The sequence below is a fragment of the Brevundimonas sp. LjRoot202 genome (genome assembly GCF_964253355.1).
In the GTDB taxonomy this organism is placed as follows: Bacteria; Pseudomonadota; Alphaproteobacteria; order Caulobacterales; family Caulobacteraceae; genus Brevundimonas.
In genome coordinates this window covers 834351-854513 of the sequence record NZ_CAXUQW020000001.1, presented here as the reverse complement: position 1 = coordinate 854513, position 20163 = coordinate 834351, and the positions used below count along the sequence as shown (strand labels likewise).

The window sequence follows — 20163 nt, the reverse complement described above, 5'->3', positions numbered from 1 at the left end:
GATGCATGGCTGCTGAAGCCAAGACCAGGCCGACCGCCGTCTCCGTCGCCGATTTCATCGCGGCGGTGGAGGATCCGAAGCGGCGCGCGGACGCCGAGGCGGCCTGCACCCTGCTGGCCGGGGCGACCGGGGAGCCGCCAGTGATGTGGGGGCCGTCGATCGTCGGCTTCGGCGCGTACCATTACCGCTACGCCAGCGGCCACGAGGGCGATGCGCCGCTGGTCGGGTTCTCGCCGCGCAAGGCCAACCTGGTCTTCTATCTGTCCGGCTGCGACGAGGGACGGGGCGACCTGCTGGCCCGCCTGGGCAAGCACAAGGCGGGCAAGGGCTGCGTCTACGTCAACAGGCTCTCGGACGTGGACCCGGCCGTGTTGAAGGACATGGCGGTCGCCACCGCCGACCAGTTGCGCGCGAGTTATCCCGGCTAGCGGCCGTACGCGTCGAAGAACGGCTTCAGATGCGTCTCATACCGCTTCCACGCCTCCTTGGACGAGGCGTACATCGGCTTCCTGACCTGGGCGAAGCTGGCGGTGGTGACGGCGCGCTCGGTCTTGTGGAAGTCGCGGACCCCTTCTTCCCACTCCAGCCCGGCGTGCTCGATGATCCGCCGCATCCAGGTGTCCGGATCGTCGACCAGCCCCTCGTAGGGCACGGTCAGCAGGCTGTCGCCCAGCACCGCCGACCAGTGGGCGTGCAGCCGGTCCTCGCCCTTGAAATAGGCGGCGATGTCGGTCAGCGAGCGGGTCCAGTCGACCCCCTTGGCGAAACGGGTGCGGTAGCAGGACCAGGCGATCCCGGCGGGGGCGCGGCGCAGCCAGATCAGCCTGGCCTTGGGCAGCACCTGATGGATCAGGCCGAGATAGCGGGTCTGGTTCAGCGTCTTGTCGACGATCCGCCCGGTCTTGCCGAAGCGCTCGTCGACCAGATGCAGATAGGCCCGGGCGATACGGTTGGGCAGGCTCGCCGCGTCAGGCCGGTCGAACGAGGCGCGGACCTCGTCCGGCGTGTAGCCCTTGATGGCCATGGCGGCGGGCCGGAACAGATTGGCCTCGGCCCCGTCGACCACCTGGGAATGGCTGACCAGGATCTGCTCGACCAGGGTGGTGCCCGAGCGCGGCAGGCCCAGCACGAAGATCGGCCGGTCGCTGTCGATCGTGCTCTTTGGCAGGCTGTCCATGAAGGCGCGGTCGTAGCCGCCGACCACGGCGTCGACGAACGCGTCGGCCTGGGCGGCGTTGAAGACGCTGTCGACCTTCTGCAGCCGGGCCGCCTCATCGAAACAGGCGAAGGCGCGGTCCGTCTGACCGGCGTCGTCCAGCGCCTTGCCCAGCGCGTAGAGCATGACGATGCGGCTCTGGCTGTTGGCCGCCGAGGTCCCGATGCGCTCCAGCATCGTCTCCATCTGCGCGAGGTCGGGATCGTCCGGGGTGAATTTCTTGATGTCGGCGAGCACGTGCCAGGCATTCTCGGCCCCAAGGTGCACGGTCGGCAGGGCGATGATGCGGCGAAGGTTGGCGACGGCGGCGTCGTGATCGCCCAGCTGCACCTGGCAGGTGGCGAGGAAGTGCAGGGCGGCCGGGTCGTTGGGCCGCTCGCGGGCCAGGGCCGCGCCCTCGCGCAGGGCGTCCTGCGTCCGTCCGCTCTGGATCAGCAGCTGGGCATAGGCCAGTCGCGCCTCGGCGGTCGGGGTGGCGGCGACGTGTTTGCGCGCGGCGGCCAGCGCCAGGGTGATCTCGCCGATGGTGGCGGCCAGCCGCGACACCGAGGCCCAGCGCGCGCCCAGCGGCGGGTCGGCCTGCACGGCCTTGGCCAGCAGGTAGGCGGCGTCGTCGCGCTCGCGGGCCTGGAATGCGGCCAGCGCGCCGTTGACCAGCTGCGCTCCATCCACCGTCTGCGTCGCCATGCTCATTCACCGTCCTCCCGAGACAGGAGCAGGGCTAGCGGCCCACGGCGCCCGCCGCAAGCCGCACGGCGGAGATCAGGCGGCGATACGGAAGTCCTCGGCCGGGTCGAAGGCCGGACGGGCTTCGTCCCACAGGGCGTCCTCATCGGCGTAGCGGGCCGACAGGCCGGCGTCGATGACGTCGATCACCTGTTCTTCAAGTCGATCCCAGATCACGGCGAGATCGCCGTAGCCGTCGGCCTCGCAGGGCACGATCAGATAGCGGGAGGCGGCGACGGCGGCGTGGGGGGCGAAGGTGCGGGCCATGGAAGGAACTCCTGAAGCGGTGTTTCTGTCGATGGTTGGATCATGCGGCAGCGTTGCGTCAAAATCGGACGTATGCTTCAGTGACCGGCATGAGACACGACAAGGCGGCCATGGTCATCGACCTCGCCCGGCGCATGGCGGCCAGCGCCGAGGGCCTGACGCTGGAGGAGATGTCGCGCGAGCTGGACATGGGGCGGCGCACCGCCGAACGCCTGCGCGACGCGGTGATCATGCTGTTCCCCCAGACCGAGGAGGTCTCGGACCCGCCGAACAAGCGCTGGCGCATCCGCGGCGGACTGTCGGCGTTCGAACAGGCCCCGACCGCGACCGAACTGATCGAGCTGACCAAGGCGGCGCAGGCGCTCCGGGCCAGCGGGGAGCCGGGGCGGGCGGCGGCGCTGGAAGGGCTGGAGCGCAAGCTGAAGTCGGCCATGCGTTCGACCACGCTGAACCGTCTGGCTCCCGACCTGGAGGCGCTGGTGCGGGCCGAGACCATCGCCGTGCAGGCCGGACCGCGGCCCTCGGCCGACGAGGCGGTGCTGGCCGAGATCCGCCAGGCCGTGCTGGCCGGGCGGCCGCTGGGCTTCATCTACAGCCGGCCCGGCGCCGAGGCGCGCCGCCGCAGCGTGGCCCCCTGCGGGGTGATGTTCGGCCGCGCCAACTATCTGGTCGCCGCCGACCGCGAGAGCGGCCGCATCCAGACCTTCCGCCTCGACCGGATGAGCGCCGTCCATGCGGAAGAGGGGGTGGCGTCGCCGCCGCCGGACTTCGACCTGCAGGCCTTCGCCAGCCAGTCGTTCGGCATCTATCAGGACGAGATCGAGGATGTGGTGCTGAGGGTCTCGCCCGACGGCGCGGCCGAGGCCCGCGCCTGGCGCTGGCACCCGACCCAGAGCCTTGAGGACCAGCCGGACGGCGGGGTCGTCGTGCGCTTCCGCGCCTCGGGCATGCGCGAACTGGCGTGGCATCTGTTCACCTGGGGCGAGCAGGTGACGATCGTCGCGCCCGAACGGCTGAAGGCGGCGATGCGGAGCGAACTCGAGGGCTCCGCCCGCGCCCTTGATCGGACCCAAGCCTGACCAAAGCTTAAGCTGACGAACGCCGGTCGATCGGGCTATGCCGCAACCAAAGGGGGGACCTTCGGATGCTCAGGCCCGGACTGGCCGCGCTCGCGGCGTTGACGCTGCCGCTGGGCGCTTGCGCCACGGTCACGTCCGAAGAGGCGACCGCTCCGGCGAGCGCGGGCCCGGCCGTGACCGTGACCCGTGACGGCGAGTCGTGGACCGCCGACTATGTCCTCGACCGCGACGCCCCTGTGTGGGGGTTCTACCGCTCATCATTGATCGACGGATCGCGCCGGCCCTGGCGGCTCGAACAATGGCGCGTGCTGACGCCCGGCGTGGTGCTGGAGCGGATGGGCGACCGGGACGTGCTGCGGGCCGTCGACGGCGGGCCGGTGCCCCGGGCCGTCCGCATCGCCTTTACGCCCAGGGCCGAGAACCTTGAGGCGGACTATGGCGTCCTGGTCTTCTCCGACGGATCGGTGGCCCTGCCCGACGGCCAGTTCGACCTCTTCCCGCTCGCCTCCGTCGAGGCCGTGTCGGCCCTGCCCGACGATCTCAACGGACATCCGATGGACGCCGGCCCGGTCACCGTCACCTGGCGCGACCGCGGGGGGCCGATCCTGTTCCGCGGCCAGCGCGTCGCCGAGGCGACCGAAGCCGGGGCCGACACCTATGTCCTGTTCGGGCGGGCCGACCTGGTCGAGGGGCCTCGACTGACCACGGTGTCCGATCCGGAGCTGCCAGGCTGGATCGGGGGCGCTATCGAGGACTTCGCCCCGCGGGTCGCGGACTATTACGCCGGGCGGCTCGGGCCCGGACAGACGGCGCAGCCGACGATCATGGTCAGCTGGAACGGCCCGACCTCCGAGCTGATGTCGATGGGCGGCAGCGTCATGCCGGGACTGATCGTAATGGCCTTCGAGGGCGAGGGCGTGGTCGAACCGTCCGGGCAGGTGCTGGGCATGGCGCGCTGGTTCATCGGGCACGAGAGCGCGCATTTCTGGCTCGGCCAGACGGTGCGTTACGAGCGGGCGCGGGACGCGTGGATCACTGAGGGCGGGGCCGACCTGATGGCCATCCGCGCCCTGAAGGGGATCGATCCCGTGTGGGACGACCGCCGCGAACTCCAGAAGGAGGTGGATGACTGCGTCGGTCTGGCTGACCAGCCGGTCGCCGACGCCGGCGCGCGCGGTGAGCACCGCGCCTACTACGCCTGCGGCGCGGTCTTCGCCCTGGCGGCCGAGGCGGTCCAGAACCGGGCCACCGGCGGGGACTGGTTCGACTTCCTGCAGCCGTTGATTGCTGACAATCGGGAGGACGGGGTCCTCAGCCGCGACGAATGGCTATCGGCCCTGGACCGCGTCTCGAGCGACCCGGCGCTGCGCCGCGAGATCGAGACCCTGCTGGACGAGGGCTCGGCCGATCCCGCCAGCCGGATCGCCATGCTGCTCGACCGCGCGGGCGTGGCCCACAGGCGGGAAGGCCCGCGCGTCGTCCTTCTCTAGCGCGCCGATCCCGGAAATTCGGTGGCCGGCCCCGGGCGTGGAACCGCTGCGGCCAGCAGACGTTACCGCCTGTTCCGCGACACACCGCCAGCGGGGGCAAGACGTGGGTTTTGAGGAAAAGTTGGCTTCGCTTCCGCCTGTCGAGGACCGCTACCGGCTGCTGGTCGACGCCATCACCGACTATGCCATCTACATGCTGGACGGCGACGGCTTCGTCACCAGCTGGAACGCCGGGGCGCAGCGGTTCAAGGGCTATGCCCCGGCCGAGATACTCGGCGAGCATTTCTCCCGCTTCTACACCGACGAGGACCGCGCGGCGGGCACACCGGCGCGGGCGCTGCGAACCGCCGCCGAAGAGGGCCGTTTTGAACAGGAGGGGTGGAGGGTCCGCAAGGACGGCGCGCAATTCTGGGCCCATGTCGTCATCGATCCGGTGCGTTCGCCGTCCGGGGAGCTGGTGGGTTTCGCCAAGATCACCCGTGACCTGACCGAGCGGAAGAAGGCGGAGGAAACCCTGCGCCGCAGCGAGCAGCAGTTCAAACTGCTGATCCAGGGGGTGACCGACTACGCCATCTACATGCTGGATCCGACGGGCCGGGTGAACAGCTGGAACGCCGGCGCGGCGCGGATCAAGGGCTATGCGCCCGACGAGATCATCGGCGAGCATTTCTCACGGTTCTACACCGAGGAGGATCGCGAGGCCGGCGATCCGGCCAGGGCGCTGGCCACCGCAGCCGCCGAGGGTCGGTTCGAGAAGGAGGCGTGGCGGGTCCGCAAGGACGGCAGCCGCTTCTGGGCCCATGTGGTCATAGATGCGATCCGGGACGACGAGGGTGACGTCATAGCCTTCGCCAAGGTGACCCGCGACATCACGGAGCGGATGGAGAACCAGCGCGCGCTGGAGGAGGCGCGCGAGGCGCTCTTCCAGTCGCAGAAAATGGAGGCCATTGGCCAGCTCACTGGCGGTATCGCCCATGATTTCAATAACCTGTTGATGGCGGTGCTGGGCAGTCTCGAACTGGTCAAGAAGCGGACGCCCTACGATCCCCGCATCACGCCGTTGATCGACAACGCCATGCAGGGGGCCCAGCGCGGCGCCGTCCTGACCCAGCGGATGCTGGCCTTCGCCCGCAAGCAGGAGCTGAAGATGGAGGTGGTCGATGTGCCGTCGCTGGTCCGTGGCCTGATGAACTTCCTCGACCGCACCATCGGGCCGAACATCGAGGTCAACATGCGCTTTCCGGGCGACCTGCCCCGGGCGCACACCGATCCGTATCAGCTCGAGGCGGCGCTGATGAATCTGGCCGTAAACGCCCGGGACGCCATGCCGGCCGGCGGCTCCATCACCATCAGCGCCAAGGCCGAGCGGCTCGGCGACCACGCCACCCTGGCGCCCGGAGACTACGTCCGGCTCACCGTCGCCGACACGGGCAATGGCATGGACGCGGAAACGCTGGCTCGGGCCACCGAACCCTTTTTCACCACCAAGGGAGTCGGCAAGGGAACCGGGCTCGGCCTCTCCATGGTGCACGGCCTGGCCGCCCAGTCCGGCGGCTGTCTGTCGATGACCAGCCGCCCGGGGGAGGGCACGCAGGTAGAACTCTGGCTGCCGGTCGCGACCGCGGCGGGCCTGGGCGTCCCGGCCGTTGAGGCGCAGGATTCCCTGGCCGGAACCGGACGGCGGCTGCTGATCCTCGCCGTCGACGACGACAACCTGGTGCTGACCAACACCGCCGCCATGCTGGACGACCTCGGCCACGAGGTCATCGTCGCCTCGTCGGGCAGGGAAGCCCTCGAGATCCTGCGCGGCCGGCCCGATATCGACCTGATCGTCAGCGACGAAGTGATGCCCAACATGACCGGCTCCCAGTTCGCCCAGGCCGTTCGGCGCGCCCATCCTGGCCTGCCGGTCATCATCACCTCCGGCTATGCGGACCTTCCCCCCGACGCGGCGAGCGCCGGCCTGCCGCGTCTGGCCAAGCCGTTCGGCCAGACGGACCTGGCGCTTTTCGTCAACGAGATCATGGACCGTCAGGTCGCCGGGGCGGCGTAGGCGCGCGCGATTCAGTCCCTGAACTGGAGTCGCCCCGGGGGCGGGTGAAGGATGGAGTTTCCGATCGCCACACGGCGTCGAGGAGGATCCCATGAAAGCGCCCCGCACCATGATATTCGCGGCCCTCGCCCTGCTCGCGAGCGTCGCGTCCGCCGCGACTGAACGCCCGCTGGCCATAGATCCTGCCGACCCCGCTCTCGCCTGGTCCGGCTGTCCGGCGATCTTCCCCGCGGGTTGCGAACTGTCGGTGCTGCATGGCGATCCGGCCCGTCCGAACGCCGACCTGCTCCTGCGCGTTCCCGGGGGCTCCGCCCTGCCGGCGCACAGCCACACCAGCGCCGAGCGCATGATGCTGGCGGCGGGTCGCCTGAGCGTGAAATACCTCGGTGCGCCCGAGCGGACCCTGACGGGCGGAACCTACGCCTACGGTCCTGCGGGCCTGCCGCACAGCGCGACCTGCGTCAGCGAGGAGCCCTGTGTGCTGTTCATCGCCTTCGAGGGGCCGGTCGACGCGAACGCCTTCGCGGGTTCGCTGGACTAGAGGGCGTTTTCAGCCCTCGGCGAACGGCCAGGGGCTGACCGACTTGGACCAGTCGTCGACCGTCAGCGGCCGGTCGACCGGCGGCGCCGCGCGTTCGGCGCAGGGGTGGCGGTGGCACAGGCGGCAGGCGGGGCCGATGGGAGTCACCTCCGGGGCGGCGAGGTCGAGGCCGCGGGCGTAGGCCAGTCGGTGCGCGTGCTTCAGTTCGCAGCCCAGGCCGATGGCGAGGTCGTGCCCCTCGGTGAAGGCGTCGTGGCCCTGACGGTCGACGGTGCGGGCGAGGGTGAACCAGCGCTGGCCTTCCTTGCCGTCCTCGGGCGGAGTCTCGATGATCTGGGTTATGACGCGACCGGGCGTGCGGAAGGCGCTGTGCAGCCGCCAGCGCGGGCAGGCTCCGCCGAAGCGTGAGAACGGAAAGGCTCCGGAGGCGAAACGCTTGGAGATGTTTCCGGCCTGGTCGACCCGCATCAGGAAGAAGGGCACGCCCCGGGCCGTCGGTCGCGACAGGGTGGTGAGACGGTGAGCCGCCTGTTCGAACGACACGCCGAAGCGGGCCTGCAGCCGCGCCAGGTCGTTGCCGGTCTCCTCCGCCGTCTGCTGGAAGGCGGGGTAGGGCATCAGCAGGGCGGCGGCGAGGGTGTTGGTCAGGGACACCTTGAGCAGCCGGCGGGCGGGCTCGTCGGGCGGCGCCGCCGCCTCGGTCAGGGCGGTCAGCTCGGCGTCATGCTCGGACAGGGCCAGCTGGAAGGCCACGGCGAAGGCGCGGGAGGAGGGACCCAGCGTCTCGGACAGCAGCAGCCGCTTGCGGTGCGGGTCGTAGCGGCGGGTCCACTCCACCATGACCTCGGCCGGCAGGGTGCGGACCGCGAGGCCGTGGCGGGCGAGCAGGCGGGCCCTCGCCCGCATCTCGAACGACTCCCCCGGCGTCTCGGCCTCGAGGATGTCGGCCAGCGCCTCACCCAGCGCATCCAGTTCCGGGAAGTGGTTGCGACGGCCCTGGACGTATTCGCGCACCCAGTCGGCGGGGCTGTCGTCGTCGCCGCCGCCGGTGATGTCCGCCTCGGCGCGGTCGCGGGCGCGGCGGTCGGCGAAGGCGCGGTAGAGCCGCAGCAGGGCGTCGGCGGCGGCGGGCTGGTCCTCGGCCAGCTGGACGATCTCATGGCGCGGCACCGGCAGGCCCTGGAACAGGGGATCGGCGAAGGCCTCGGCCAGTTCCGACTCGGTCGCGGGACCACCGGACTGGCCGAGCGTGCGCAGATCGACGTCGTAGGTGTCGGCCAGACGCAGCAGAAGTTGCGCCGAGACCGGTCGCTGGTTGCGTTCGATGTGGTTGAGATAGCTGGGGGAAACGCCCAGGTCGGCGGCCATGGCGGTCTGGGTCAGCGCCAGGTCGCGTCGTAGCCGCTTGAGGCGGCCTCCCAGGAACAGCTTGCGGTCGGCGGTCGCTTCCATGATCGCATCATGTCATAAAATGACTTAACGGTAAGTGTCATATCATGACTCAGTGACACGAAAGGCGTCTCTCATGATGTGTCATTCGTGACTGGCGCGTGTTTCCCTCTGGATCACCCGCGGCCGATCCGCCGCGACCAGGCAGGGCCCGACCATGACCACATTCGCCGATCTCGTCCCTTCGCCCTACGGCCGCTTCGACGGCATAGAGCGGCCCTATACGCCCGAGGACGTCCAGCGCCTGCGCGGCTCGGTTCCCGTCACCCACACCCTGGCGACGCGCGGGGCCAACCGGCTATGGGAGCTGCTGCAGGACGAGCCGTTCGTGAACGCCCTGGGCGCGGTCACCGGCAACCAGGCCATGCAGATGGTCCGTGCCGGGCTGAAGGCGATCTACCTGTCGGGCTGGCAGGTCGCCGCCGACGCCAACACCGCCGGGGCCATGTACCCGGACCAGTCGCTGTATCCGGCCAACGCCGCGCCCGAGCTGTGCCGCCGGATCAACCGCACCCTGCAGCGCGCCGACCAGATCGAGCATGCGGAGGGCGGGGCGAAGCGCGACTGGTTCGCTCCCATCGTCGCCGACGCCGAGGCCGGCTTCGGCGGGCCGCTGAACAGCTTCGAGATCATGAAGGCCTTCATCGAGGCCGGGGCCGCCGGCGTCCATTTCGAGGACCAGCTGGCCAGCGAAAAGAAGTGCGGCCATCTGGGCGGCAAGGTGCTGATCCCCACGGCGGCGCACGAGCGCAACCTGATCGCGGCCCGCCTGGCCGCCGACGTCATGGGCACGCCGACCCTCACCGTGGCCCGCACCGACGCCGAGAGCGCCCAGCTGATCACCTCGGACGTCGATGAACGCGACCATCCCTTCATCGCGCGGGACCAGCGCACGCCGGAAGGCTTCTTCCGCCTGAAACCGGGAACGGGCCTCGACCACTGCATCGCCCGCGGCCTGGCCTATGCGAAATACGCCGACGTGCTGTGGTGGGAGACCTCCCACCCCGACCTCGACGACGCCCGTCGTTTCGCCGAGGCGGTCCAGCGCGAGCACCCCGGCAAGCTGATGGCCTATAACTGCTCGCCGTCCTTCAACTGGAAGGCCAAACTGGACGACGCCACCATCGCCAAATTCCAGCGCGAACTGGGGGCCATGGGCTACAAGTTCCAGTTCGTCACCCTGGCGGGCTTCCACGCCCTCAACAACTCGATGTTCGAGCTGGCCGACGGCTACCGCGACCGCGGCATGGCCGCCTATTCCGAGCTGCAGCAGCGCGAGTTCGCCAACGAGGCCGCCGGCTACACCGCCACCCGCCACCAGCGCGAGGTCGGCACCGGCTATTTCGACCAGGTCGCCACTGTCATCTCCAACGGCCGGTCCTCGACCACGGCGATGAAGGAATCCACCGAGGCCGCTCAATTCCTCGCGGCCGAATGACCAGGAGACTCCCCATGGAACCCATGTCCCGACCCCAGGCCATCATCGACTTCTGCCTCGACCCGCTGAAGCTCGACACCGGATCGGAGGCCGAACGGGAGGTCCGCCGCCGGCTCGAGCACGTCATCAAGACCTTCCAGCGCAAGCTGGCCCAGCCCGTCGCCGTCGACTTCTCGTCGATGCCCTCACAGGTCATCAACGAGACCGCTCACGGCTACGAATAGGCCGGCGCGTCCGTCAGGCCGCCATCGACTTGGCTACCGCCCGCGGCAGGGTGACCAGCAGGTTCAGCAGGTCCGCGGCGTCGAACGGCTTGGCCAGGTGCAGGTCGGCGCCGGCGGCCTCGGCGGCGGCGATATGTTCGGCCAGGGCGTTGGCGGTGAGCATGACGATCGGCGTCCGCGCCAGGCCCATGGCCGTCTCGTGCAGCCGGATTTCCCGCGTCGCAGTCAGGCCGTCCATGACGGGCATCTGCATGTCCATCAGGATCAGGTCGTAGTCGGCGTCCCGCGCCGCCTGGACGGCCTCGGCGCCATCCTCGACGGAGGTCAGGGCCACGTCGGCCTGGGCGAGGATCATTTCGACCACGCGGCGGTTCACAGGATGATCGTCGGCCAGCAGCACGTGGAGCGTGCGGCGCTCGCCCGCCTCGTCCTCGGCCAGCGCCGCGCCGGACATCGCCGGCGCCTCGGCCGCCCGGAACGGTACGGTCAGGAGGAAGGCCGAGCCGCCGCCCGGCTCGCTTTCGCAGTCGAGGTCGCCGCCCATCATTTCCGCCAGCTGACGCGAGATGGCCAGGCCGAGGCCCGAGCCGCCGAATTTCCGGGTGATCGCCCCGTCGGCCTGTTCGAAGCGGCTGAACAGCCGCTCGCGGGTCTGGCGGTCGAAGCCGATGCCGGTGTCCTCGACCGAGAAGCGCAGGGTGGGCGCGCCGTCCCGCGCCGGGCCGGCCGCGGCGGTCAGGCTGACGAGGCCCTCATCGGTGAACTTCACCGCGTTGGAGACCAGATTGGTCAGGATCTGCTTCAGCCGCACCACGTCGCCGGCGATCCAGCAATCGGCTTCGGGCGCGATCTCGACGAAGAACTGCAGGCCCTTCTCCCGGGCCGAGGCCTCATAGAGCTGGGCGGCGTCGCGCACGGCGCGGCCGAGGTCGAAGGCTTCGTCCGACAGCTCCAGACGCCCGGACTCGACCCGCGCCAGGTCGAGGATGTCGCTGAGCAGCACCTGGAGCGTCCGCCCCGATGACTGGATCAGCTCCAGCATTTCCGTCTGCTGCGCCGACAGGTCGGTGCCGGCCAGCGCCTGGGCCACCCCGATGACCCCGTTCAGCGGCGTGCGGATCTCGTGGCTCATATTGGCCAGGAACTGGCTCTTGGCGGCGTTGGCCGCCTGGGCGGCGTCGCGGGCCTCGGCCAGGGCCCTGGCGTCGTTCTTGAGGTCCGTGATGTCGGTGCAGACGGTGACGATGCCCCCGGCCGCGGTGCGCCGGTCGGCAACGCGCAGCCAGCGGTCGCCGGCGATCCGCTGTTCCATCATGGCGGAGAGGGCGCGGCGCGAGTTCATGCGCTCGACGATCCAGGCCTCCTCGCGGCCCTCGGCCTCCGCGTACAGGCCCTCGTTCAGGCCGATCTGGATGATCTCGCGAAAGGTCATGCCGGCCTGAAGATTCGACGACAGCTCCGGATTCACCTCGTCATAGCGGTTGTTCCACAGCACCAGCCGGTCCTCGGCGTCGAAGAAGGCCAGGCCGTCCGGCATGGCGTCGATGGCCTCGCGGATCTGGTTCAGGGCGCTGGCCCGCGAGAAATAGCCCATCCAGGCGACAGCGCCGGCGACGGCGACGATGCCCATGACCATGACGGTCAGCACGGCCAGCATGGCGGAGGCGGAGAAGCTCGGGCCCAGGCCCCCGGTCGCGGCGAGCGCCCCGGCCGTCGGCGTGACCGCCATGGCGCTCATGGCCGTGAAATGAAGGAAGATGATCGATGACGCCCCGGCTGCGCAGGTGGCGGCGAACCGGACGGGGCCCCGGCCGTAGACGAGCGCGCCGGTCAACAGCGCGATGGCCAGGCCGCCGACGACGGCGAGGGCCGCCAGCATGGGATCCCAGCCGATCGATCGGCTCGGCAACTCCAGCGCCGCGACGCCGACGAAATGCATGGCGGCCACGCCCGACAGGCCGACCATGCCGCCGAACCCGCGGTACAGCCGATTGGCCTTGATCATCAGAATGAGAGAGCCGAGCGCCACCCCGCCGACGCCGAGGGCCAGCGAGGCGAGCGTCAACGACAGGCCGTAGCGAACCTCGCCGCCGGCGTCATAACCCTGCATGGCCACGAAATGGGTGGAGAAGGCCGCCACGCCGCCGACGACGGCGCCGACCAGGGCGACTTCACGCCGACGGGCGCGCTGGAGGCCCTGGGCCTCGACGAGCAGACGAAAGGCGGTCCCGAGTCCGAAGATGCACAGCGCTGCGGCCGCCAGCGTCCAGCGCCAGTCGTGCTCGATCGTCAGGCAGTACAGGATCCGGTCCAAATCGATCCCCTTCGGCCGGAGAGCATCCGGCAAAGGGGTGAAGAAACCGTGGCCGTGGCGGCGCGCGGCGGGAGCGAACCCGGTCCTTGCCGGACGCCGTCCGGCAAGGCCTTTTTCGCCTTAGACGGCGGCGGGATCGACCTTGATCTCGAAGGCCTGGCCCAGCACCGTGGTCGGATTGACCTGGGCGCTGTTGCGACGGACTTCGAAATGCAGGTGCGGGCCGGTCGAACGGCCGGTCGAACCGACCAGACCGATACGCTCGTCGGCGCTCACGCGATCACCGGTGGCGACGTCGATGCGGCTGAGGTGAGCGTACAGCGTGCTCATGCCGTTCGGGTGGGCCACCTCGATGAAGCGGCCGTAGCCGCCGGCGTCATAGCCGGTGCGCAGGACCTCGCCCTCGCAGGCGACGAAGACGCTGGTGCCGGCCGGGGCGGCCATGTCGACGCCCTTGTGATGGCGCGCCCGGGCCTCGCCGGCGAGGCGACGCAGGCCGAAGGCGGAATTGATGGCGTAGCCCTTCAGCGGAGCGACGAAGGCGATCAGTCGGGTGATCGGGCCGGCCGGCTGGGCCACGGCGGTCACCGGCGGCGCCTCCGGCACGGCCAGCACGGCGTCGGACGGCGCGTAATAGGGCTCCGGCGCCGGAGCGGCGGCCATGGCCAGCACGGCGACCGCGCTCAGGGCGGCGGCTTGGCCAGAGTGAAACAGGAACGACCGGGCGGTCGGCAACAGGCGTCGCATGGCGGCGTCAGCTCCGTCTTTTCGGCTCAAATTGAGCGGTGAAGGCGCCGGCGGGCCGCGAAACACGCGACGCTCGCGGCCGACGACCGGGAGGACGGTCTTTCTACGGGCCGGGCTGGGCGACTTTGGGGCCGAAAAGGTTCCCCCGGGGTGACAGGAGGTCGCAGCTGTGCCGCAAAAAGTCGCATGAATTCAACGAAATCGCGCACACGAAAAAGGCGCGCCGCTCAGGAGCGACGCGCCTGATCCGCAATTCCGCGCTCGATTACTGGAGCGGCAGGCGGAAGGTTATGGCGCCGACGTGACTGTCGGCGGCGTCGCCGAAACGACCCCGATAGCCGATTGACACCGTGCCCGGACCGACGTCGGCCTCAAGCCCGGCCGAGGCGATCATCGACCCGCCGAACGGATCGTCGATGTCGCGCTCGAGCACATGGGCCGGGTTGCCGGCGATGCCGACCCGGACCGCGTCGCTGCTGTCGCCGAAGGTGTCGCGGTAGCCGCCCTCGATCCAGAAGCCGAGGCCTTCGCCGCCGCCCTCGGCGCGCAGCGAGACTTCGCCGCTCGCCGCTTGCACGGTGCGGTCCTCATACTGGTACTGGGCCGCGACGCCCTGTTCGACGTAGCCGTTGACGTCCGTGGACACGAAGCTGACCGCTGCGCGCGGCGACAGGGCGATGCCGCCCATCTCGAACCACGTCCCGGCCTGCAGGCGGGCGCCGAGGCTGCCGCCGTCCGTTTCGCCCGTGTGGACGATCGGCGCCAGCGCCGTGACACGGGTGATTTCGTCATACTGGTCGATCGAGCCGCCGGCTGTGGCGTTGACGAACACGCCGCCCGAGCGCCAGCCCGCGTAGATGTCGAAGGCGTAGGTCTCGACGTCGAACGCCGTCGGCCCGGCCTCGACGTCGGCGGTGCGGAAGGTGCCGGCCATGCCGAAGCGCAGGCTGTCCGACATGACGTGGTCCAGGCCGACCCGGCCGCCCCAGCCGGTGGCTTCGGTCTCGGCCACGACGCCGCGGGCGTCGGTCTCGACGCTGTCGGCGATGGCGCCGAAGGTCATCTGGGTGCCGGCCTGCCAGGATCCCCGCGCCGACAGACCCTCGCTGGCGAGGTCCAGCAGGTCCTCGCGCTGGCGGAAGCCGGTCTCGGCCTGGACCGTCGATTGGGCCCCGAGGTCGCCGTAGTAGAGGTAGTCGTTGGCCAGGGCGGCGATCAGCCGGTGCCCCGCGGCGGTGGGATGCACGCCGTCCCAGTACAGGTAGCTGTCCGGGTTGGCGCAGACCGTCACGCCGTTGAAGCAGGAGTCGTGGGCGTTGGTCAGGCCGAACGCGCCCGGGTTGCCCGCCAGCGGGTCGCTGATCTTGTAGAGGTCCATCAGGATGATGTTGGAGCCGGGGTTCGCCGCCGCGACGCCGAACAGGCCCGCCGACAGCGCCGAGTTAAAGCTCGTTCCGGCGAAGTCCGCCAGCGGCCCCAGCGGCGCGGCCGGCCCCTGGTTGAACTGCGGCGTGATGCCGAGCCGCGGCAGGTTCGACACCAGGATGGTGCCCGCGCCTGCGCCGGCCACCGAGTTGACGATGAAGTTGATGTCCGCAGCCGCCGCGATCGCCGTCGGCTGCATGAAGGCCTGCGGGTTGGTCACGGCCTGTTGCGCGGGCGGCAGGATCGCGAAGGCGTTGAGCCGCTGGAAGATATTGTTGGCGCCGCCGAGGATGCTGACCAGGTCGTTGGAGCCGAACGTGCCGCCGGCGCCGGTGTAGGCCAGAAGCTGGTTGCGCATGCCGGGCGGCATGGCCGACATGTCCGTCCGGGCGCCGCCGAAGGCGTAGTTGACGCTGCCGGTCACCGGCGCCCCGGCGGTATAGCGGCCGGCGTCGAAGCCCAGCAGTTCCGTGAACACCGGGCCGTTCGAGAACCGGCCCTGATAGTAGGGCGGGGACGTGGGCTGGCCCGCTATGGCGTACAGGTTGCCGTTGTCGCTCAGGCTGTCTCCGAACACGACCAGGCGGTCGTAGCTCTGGGCGCTGGCGGTCGAAGCGACCGCACCGACGGCGGCGACGGCCAGCGCGGCGGCGGCCGCGTTGCGCAGGAAACGAGACATCGATGATCCTCCCTCGGCCGTCATCATGCGACCGTTGCGGGTACTCTGCGCCCGTTTTCGACGTGCGCAAGATGCCGCCGGGGAAGCTTTCAGTGCAGCATCCGGAAGCGCAGCGTTCCGGCCACACTCCTCAGCGCCCGCAGCGCGGCCGGGTCGTAGTCGCGATCGACGTCGGTGATGACGTAGCCGGTGCGCTCGTCGGTCTTCAGATGCTGGCCGAGGATGTTCAGTCCCGCCGCCGCCAGCGCCCGGTTCAGCTCGGCCAGCACGCCCGGCTGGTTGCGGTGGATGTGCAGGATCCGGTGCGCGCCGGAAACCTCGGCCAGCTGCACGTTCGGCAGGTTGACGCAGAAGGTGGTGTCGCCGCGGTTCAGATAGCCCAGCAGCCGTTCGGCCGCGAACTCGGCGATCGCCTCCTGCGCCTCTTCGGTCGAGCCGCCGATATGCGGCGTCAGGATGACGTTCTTCAGGCCGCGCAGCGGACTGTCGAACGGATCGGCGTTGGTCGCCGGCTCGTCCGGGAAGACGTCCAGCGCCGCCCCGCCGATCCGGCCGGCGCCCAGCGCCTGGGCCAGGGCGCCGATGTCCACGACGTGACCCCGCGACAGGTTCAGCAGCAAGGCTCCCGGCTTCATTCGAGACAGCTGCGCGGCGCCGATCAGGGCCGTATTCTCGGTGCGGCCGTCGACATGCAGGCTGACCACGTCGCTCTCGGCCAGCAGGGCCTCCAGCGACGGCGTCCGCCGCGCGTTGCCCAGCGCCAACCGCTCGGTCAGGTCGTGGAAGATCACCCGCATGCCCAGCGCCTCGGCCAGCACTGACAACTGCGAGCCGATGGCCCCGTAGCCGATGATGCCCAGGGTCTTGCCGCGCAGCTCGCGCGAGCCGGTGGCCGACTTGTTCCATTCGCCCCGGTGCATGGCCGCCGACTTGTCGGTCACGTCGCGCAGCAGGGCAATGGTCAGGCCCACCGCCAACTCGACCACCGAGCGGGTGTTGGAGTAGGGCGCGTTGAACACCGCCACACCGCGTTCGGCGGCGGCGTCGAGGTCGATCTGGTTGGTCCCGATGCAGAAGGCGGCCACCGCCATCAACCTGTCGGCAGCGTCCAGCACCCGGGCGCTGACCTGCGTCTTGGAGCGGACGCCCAGCACGTGCACGCCCTTGATGCGTTCGATCAGCGCGCTCTCGCCGAGCGCGCCCTTGACCGTCTCGACCTGGTAGCCGGCGTCCCCCAGGCGCTCGACCGCGGCCGGATGGATGTTCTCGAGCAGCAGCATCCGCATGCGGCTGCGCGGGTACGACCAGCGACCGGTCAGGCCCTCGATGTGCAGCAGTTCGTCCAGCGAGCGGACCTCGGCGTCGGCGGCGGCCACGACCGGCGGGCGGCGGACGATCTCGGTGAAGGCGTAGAAGCGGTCGGCGGCCCCAGCCTGCCTGACCTCGGCGTCGGTCCAGCCGTCGCCGACCATGACCACCGGGGCGGCGAGGTCGAGCGCCTTCAGCGCCTCGGCCTTGCCGCCGGCGCGCGACAGGGGGTTGGCCTCGTCGACGCCCGTGACGCGATCCTCGGCGTCATAGACAAGGTCGTTGCACAGCACGCGTTCCGGCCCGACGCCGAGCCGTTCGGCGACAGGGGCGATGATCTCGCGGAAGCCGCCCGAGACGATGACGATCCGCCCGGGGTTGTCGCGGAAGAAGGCGAGGTTCTTGCGCACCGACGGCGTGCCCTCGTCGAGTATCCGCCCGGCCAGGGTCCGGACGTGGTCCCGCGTCAGCGGCAGCAGGGCGAGACGGCGGCGCAGCGCCTCGCCGAACTCGATCTCGCCGGCCATGGCCTGGTCGGTCAGCCGTCCGATCTCGGCCCGGACCGCTTCCGCGTCCGGCGACCCGGCCAGGGCGAGATCAGCCAGGGCCTCGAGCGTCTCGATCCGCACGAGCGTGGAGTCAAAGTCGAAAACATAGGTCGCGTCGGCCATGGCGGGACCTTGGCCGACGTTCGCAGTTGCAGCAATGCCCGAACGTAGGGCGCGGTCAGAACCGGCCTAGGCTGCGCAGCCTGCTGTCCGGCCGCCGGGCGTCGAGCGCCGCCGCGCCGACCGCCGCCGCGATGGTGGCCAGCGCCAGGATCGCGCCGCCTTCCTTCGCATGATCCCGCGCATAGACGCCGGCCTCGCCAGCGTAGTGGCGGGCGCGCTTGCCGTGCTTCTTCAGGGCCTTGCGCGAGGCATGGCGGGTGTCGTGCAGGAAGCGCCGCGAGCGGTGGCTGGCCTCGTCGCCCAACTCCGCGGCGCGTTCGCCGGCCCCGGTCAGGCCGTGGCGCATCGTTTCGGTCAGATCCTCGAAGCGGGTGCGCAGGCCGCTGGCGTCGACCCACCGGCCCGGGCTCACCCGGCCGCGCAGGGCCTGCAGCCGGGTCGGCCCGGTACGCTGATTGAGCAACAGGGTGGCCAAGCCGACGCCGGCCAGGATGGCGACCACGCCGGCGGTGACGCCCGGATGCTTGCGGACTTCGGCGAGGGCGGAAAACTGTCGGACCATCGGATAATAGACCTCTTCATCGAGACCGTCCTCGGTCGGGTCGTAGAGCCCGTCCTCGTCCGGCTGCCACGCGGAACGCCTGTCCCGCATAAGGCTAGGAGCGAACCGGGCCATAAGAGGTTCCGCCACGCCCGGCAGCACCGAATAGAAACTGGCGATCAGCCGGCTGCCGCCGCCGACGGTGATCTCGCGGATCGGATGCTCGGCGCAGTACAGGATGGTGTCGGCCACCACATGGGTCGCATAGACGGGCTGCGGGTTGTGCATCGCGTAGCCGGTCAGGTTGCGGGCGTGCTTGTTGTAGGGCGTGTCGATCGCCCCCGGCTTGACCAGGCTGACGGTGATCGGGGCTTCCTCGCGCATCAGCTCCATGCGCAGGGCGTTGGTGAAACCCTTCACCGCGTGCTTGGAGGCGGAGTAGGCGCCCTGGATCGGGATCGGCGCGTCCGACAGGATCGAGCCGACGTTGACGATGGCCCCGCCGCCCGGCCGTTCGCGCAGATGCTCGGCCGCGACCAGCGACCCGTTGACCACGCCCCAGTAGTTGGTCTCGAACAGTCGCCGCTGGTCCTCCAGCGTGGTCTCGCGCAGGGCCCCGAAGATCGAGATGCCGGCGTTGTTGACCCAGGTGTCGAAACCGCCGAACAGCCGCCGGCACTTGTCCGCCGCCTCGGCCAGGGCGTCGTAGTCGGCGACGTCGGCGACCGCCCAGGCCGCTCGCGCCCCACTGGCCTGCAGCTCCTCGGTCAGCGCCTTCAGATCGCTCTCGCCGCGCGCGATCAGGAAGACGCAGGCTCCCGCCCGCGCCGCCCGCCGGGCCACCGCCAGTCCGATGCCCGAGGTGGCGCCGGTGACCACGATGGCCTGCTGTTTCAAGGGCTTGAGCGTCGCTTTGGTCATGAAACCGCCGGCTGGATAGGGTCTGTGAGAGGCCTTCAGGAACGGGGCCGCGACCCCGCCGGTTCCTGCTCTAGCATGCCGCCCTTACCAATCGCGATACGGGCGCCTATCTTGCGGCGCTTCCGCACAACCCCCTTTCGAGGACCGCCGTGACCGATCACGCGCCCGCCGCCGCGCCGTCTGACAATCTCGCCGCCGCCTTCCAGATCGAGGGCTGGCCGGTGCGCGGCCGCCTGGTCCGTCTCGGCTCGACCATTGACGCCATCCTGTCGGCCCACGCCTATCCCGAGCCGGTCGCCGCCCTGCTGGGCGAGGCCTGCGCCCTGGCCGCCCTGATCGGCTCGGCCCTGAAGTTCGAGGGCCGGCTGATCGTCCAGGCCCAGGGCGATGGCCCGGTCCGCTATGTCGTCGCCGACTACGACACCCAGGGCCACCTGCGCGGCTACTGCCGTTTCGACGAGGCCGAGGTCGCCGCCGCCTCGCAGGGCTTTTCCCGCCCGGGCGCGAAGACGCTGCTGGGCGAGGGCGTGTTCGTCATGACGCTGGACCGCGGCCCCGACTTCGAACGCACCCAGGGCATCACCCCGATCGAGGGCGAGAGCCTGTCGCTGGCCGCCGAACACTATTTCCAGCAGTCGGAGCAGATCCCGACCAGGGTCCGGCTGGCGGTCGGCTCGGTCACATCGGATGCGGGCACGGCCTGGCGGGCCGGCGGGGCGCTGATCCAGCTGATCGCCGGCGACGACGCCCGGGGGTCGACCGAGGAGGCGTGGGACCGGTCGCGCGCCCTGTTCCAGACGCTGGCCGACGACGAGCTGATCGACCCGACCGTGTCGCCCGAGACCCTGCTGTTCCGCCTGTTCCACGAGGACGGCGTCCGCCTCGAGGACGCCCGTGCCCTGGAGGCCGTCTGCCGCTGCTCGAAGGACCGCATCGGGGCTGTGCTGGCCTCGTTCGGACCGGAGGAGCGCGCCGACATGGTCGAGCCCGATGGCAAGATCCGCGTCACCTGCGAATACTGCGCGACGGTGTATGAGCTCGAGCCGGAGGAGATCGTGGCGGGGTGACCCACTG

16 protein-coding genes are annotated in these 20163 nt (G+C 70.2%); 8 read left to right on the top strand and 8 right to left on the bottom strand.

Features of this window, described 5'->3' with window-relative positions:
- Positions 1–5: 5 nt before the first annotated feature.
- Positions 6–428 (top strand): DUF1801 domain-containing protein, encoded by a 423-nt coding sequence (locus tag ACSQ1L_RS04715; RefSeq protein WP_435992427.1) that lies wholly within the window; start codon positions 6–8, stop codon positions 426–428.
- On the opposite strand, the gene ACSQ1L_RS04710 is transcribed toward ACSQ1L_RS04715, so the two are convergent.
- Positions 425–1909 carry a tetratricopeptide repeat-containing sulfotransferase family protein gene (locus ACSQ1L_RS04710; RefSeq protein WP_435992425.1) on the bottom strand — a complete coding sequence of 495 codons (1485 nt, stop codon included), beginning with the start codon at positions 1907–1909 and terminating at the stop codon, positions 425–427. The genes ACSQ1L_RS04715 and ACSQ1L_RS04710 overlap by 4 nt on opposite strands.
- Positions 1910–1978: 69 nt before the next feature.
- Positions 1979–2209 carry a hypothetical protein gene (locus ACSQ1L_RS04705; RefSeq protein WP_435992423.1) on the bottom strand — a complete coding sequence of 77 codons (231 nt, stop codon included), beginning with the start codon at positions 2207–2209 and terminating at the stop codon, positions 1979–1981.
- Between the two features lie 89 nt (positions 2210–2298).
- Here ACSQ1L_RS04705 and ACSQ1L_RS04700 point away from each other — a divergent pair, with 89 nt between their 5' ends.
- The 4 genes from ACSQ1L_RS04700 to ACSQ1L_RS04685 all read left to right on the top strand — a co-directional run bounded on the left by ACSQ1L_RS04700 (position 2299) and on the right by ACSQ1L_RS04685 (position 7372).
- Positions 2299–3288 carry a helix-turn-helix transcriptional regulator gene (locus tag ACSQ1L_RS04700; protein ID WP_435992421.1) on the top strand — a complete coding sequence of 330 codons (990 nt, stop codon included), beginning with the start codon at positions 2299–2301 and terminating at the stop codon, positions 3286–3288.
- Positions 3289–3353: 65 nt separating this feature from the next.
- Positions 3354–4778, top strand: coding sequence for a hypothetical protein (locus ACSQ1L_RS04695; RefSeq protein ID WP_435992419.1), 1425 nt, complete (start codon positions 3354–3356; stop codon positions 4776–4778).
- Between the two features lie 121 nt (positions 4779–4899).
- A complete protein-coding gene (locus ACSQ1L_RS04690) occupies positions 4900–6831 on the top strand; it encodes a PAS domain S-box protein (protein WP_435992417.1) in 1932 nt (643 codons plus the stop codon).
- A gap of 91 nt (positions 6832–6922) precedes the next feature.
- A complete protein-coding gene (locus tag ACSQ1L_RS04685) occupies positions 6923–7372 on the top strand; it encodes a cupin domain-containing protein (RefSeq protein WP_435992415.1) in 450 nt (149 codons plus the stop codon).
- 9 nt (positions 7373–7381) lie between these two features.
- Here ACSQ1L_RS04685 and ACSQ1L_RS04680 read toward each other — a convergent pair whose 3' ends face one another.
- Positions 7382–8824, bottom strand: a complete 1443-nt coding sequence (locus ACSQ1L_RS04680) for a helix-turn-helix domain-containing protein (protein ID WP_435992413.1) — start codon at positions 8822–8824, stop codon at positions 7382–7384.
- Positions 8825–8978: 154 nt separating this feature from the next.
- Between ACSQ1L_RS04680 and aceA the strand changes: the two genes are divergently transcribed.
- Both aceA and ACSQ1L_RS04670 read left to right on the top strand, forming a co-directional pair.
- Positions 8979–10259, top strand: a complete 1281-nt coding sequence (gene aceA / locus ACSQ1L_RS04675) for an isocitrate lyase (protein ID WP_435992411.1) — start codon at positions 8979–8981, stop codon at positions 10257–10259.
- Positions 10260–10273: 14 nt separating this feature from the next.
- Positions 10274–10483 carry a hypothetical protein gene (locus ACSQ1L_RS04670; protein ID WP_435992409.1) on the top strand — a complete coding sequence of 70 codons (210 nt, stop codon included), beginning with the start codon at positions 10274–10276 and terminating at the stop codon, positions 10481–10483.
- Between the two features lie 13 nt (positions 10484–10496).
- Here the strand turns inward: ACSQ1L_RS04670 and ACSQ1L_RS04665 are convergent, their stop codons facing one another.
- From ACSQ1L_RS04665 to ACSQ1L_RS04645, 5 genes are all read right to left on the bottom strand, one after another.
- Complete coding sequence (locus ACSQ1L_RS04665) at positions 10497–12797, bottom strand: ATP-binding protein (protein ID WP_435992407.1); 2301 nt, start codon at positions 12795–12797, stop codon at positions 10497–10499.
- A 120-nt stretch (positions 12798–12917) separates the two neighbouring features.
- Positions 12918–13544 carry a M23 family metallopeptidase gene (locus ACSQ1L_RS04660; protein WP_435992405.1) on the bottom strand — a complete coding sequence of 209 codons (627 nt, stop codon included), beginning with the start codon at positions 13542–13544 and terminating at the stop codon, positions 12918–12920.
- 265 nt (positions 13545–13809) lie between these two features.
- Positions 13810–15648 (bottom strand): autotransporter domain-containing protein, encoded by a 1839-nt coding sequence (locus ACSQ1L_RS04655; RefSeq protein WP_435992403.1) that lies wholly within the window; start codon positions 15646–15648, stop codon positions 13810–13812.
- A gap of 89 nt (positions 15649–15737) precedes the next feature.
- Complete coding sequence (gene serA, locus ACSQ1L_RS04650; protein WP_435992401.1) at positions 15738–17627, bottom strand: phosphoglycerate dehydrogenase; 1890 nt, start codon at positions 17625–17627, stop codon at positions 15738–15740.
- A gap of 55 nt (positions 17628–17682) precedes the next feature.
- Positions 17683–19089 carry an SDR family oxidoreductase gene (locus ACSQ1L_RS04645; protein WP_435992399.1) on the bottom strand — a complete coding sequence of 469 codons (1407 nt, stop codon included), beginning with the start codon at positions 19087–19089 and terminating at the stop codon, positions 17683–17685.
- Positions 19090–19238: 149 nt separating this feature from the next.
- Between ACSQ1L_RS04645 and ACSQ1L_RS04640 the strand changes: the two genes are divergently transcribed.
- Positions 19239–20156, top strand: a complete 918-nt coding sequence (locus ACSQ1L_RS04640; protein ID WP_435992397.1) for an Hsp33 family molecular chaperone — start codon at positions 19239–19241, stop codon at positions 20154–20156.
- Positions 20157–20163 lie beyond the last annotated feature (7 nt).

What these genes read in the sequence shown, in the direction of transcription:
- ACSQ1L_RS04680 (WP_435992413.1), bottom strand. Translation starts at nt 8,824, where the DNA reads ATGGAAGCGACCGCCGACCGCAAGCTGTTCCTGGGAGGCCGCCTCAAG.
- ACSQ1L_RS04655 (WP_435992403.1), bottom strand. Translation starts at nt 15,648, where the DNA reads ATGTCTCGTTTCCTGCGCAACGCGGCCGCCGCCGCGCTGGCCGTCGCC.
- ACSQ1L_RS04705 (WP_435992423.1), bottom strand. Translation starts at nt 2,209, where the DNA reads ATGGCCCGCACCTTCGCCCCCCACGCCGCCGTCGCCGCCTCCCGCTAT.
- aceA (WP_435992411.1), top strand. Translation starts at nt 8,979, where the DNA reads ATGACCACATTCGCCGATCTCGTCCCTTCGCCCTACGGCCGCTTCGAC.
- ACSQ1L_RS04670 (WP_435992409.1), top strand. Translation starts at nt 10,274, where the DNA reads ATGGAACCCATGTCCCGACCCCAGGCCATCATCGACTTCTGCCTCGAC.
- ACSQ1L_RS04715 (WP_435992427.1), top strand. Translation starts at nt 6, where the DNA reads ATGGCTGCTGAAGCCAAGACCAGGCCGACCGCCGTCTCCGTCGCCGAT.
- ACSQ1L_RS04700 (WP_435992421.1), top strand. Translation starts at nt 2,299, where the DNA reads ATGAGACACGACAAGGCGGCCATGGTCATCGACCTCGCCCGGCGCATG.
- serA (WP_435992401.1), bottom strand. Translation starts at nt 17,627, where the DNA reads ATGGCCGACGCGACCTATGTTTTCGACTTTGACTCCACGCTCGTGCGG.
- ACSQ1L_RS04645 (WP_435992399.1), bottom strand. Translation starts at nt 19,089, where the DNA reads ATGACCAAAGCGACGCTCAAGCCCTTGAAACAGCAGGCCATCGTGGTC.
- ACSQ1L_RS04695 (WP_435992419.1), top strand. Translation starts at nt 3,354, where the DNA reads ATGCTCAGGCCCGGACTGGCCGCGCTCGCGGCGTTGACGCTGCCGCTG.
- ACSQ1L_RS04660 (WP_435992405.1), bottom strand. Translation starts at nt 13,544, where the DNA reads ATGCGACGCCTGTTGCCGACCGCCCGGTCGTTCCTGTTTCACTCTGGC.
- ACSQ1L_RS04710 (WP_435992425.1), bottom strand. Translation starts at nt 1,909, where the DNA reads ATGAGCATGGCGACGCAGACGGTGGATGGAGCGCAGCTGGTCAACGGC.
- ACSQ1L_RS04685 (WP_435992415.1), top strand. Translation starts at nt 6,923, where the DNA reads ATGAAAGCGCCCCGCACCATGATATTCGCGGCCCTCGCCCTGCTCGCG.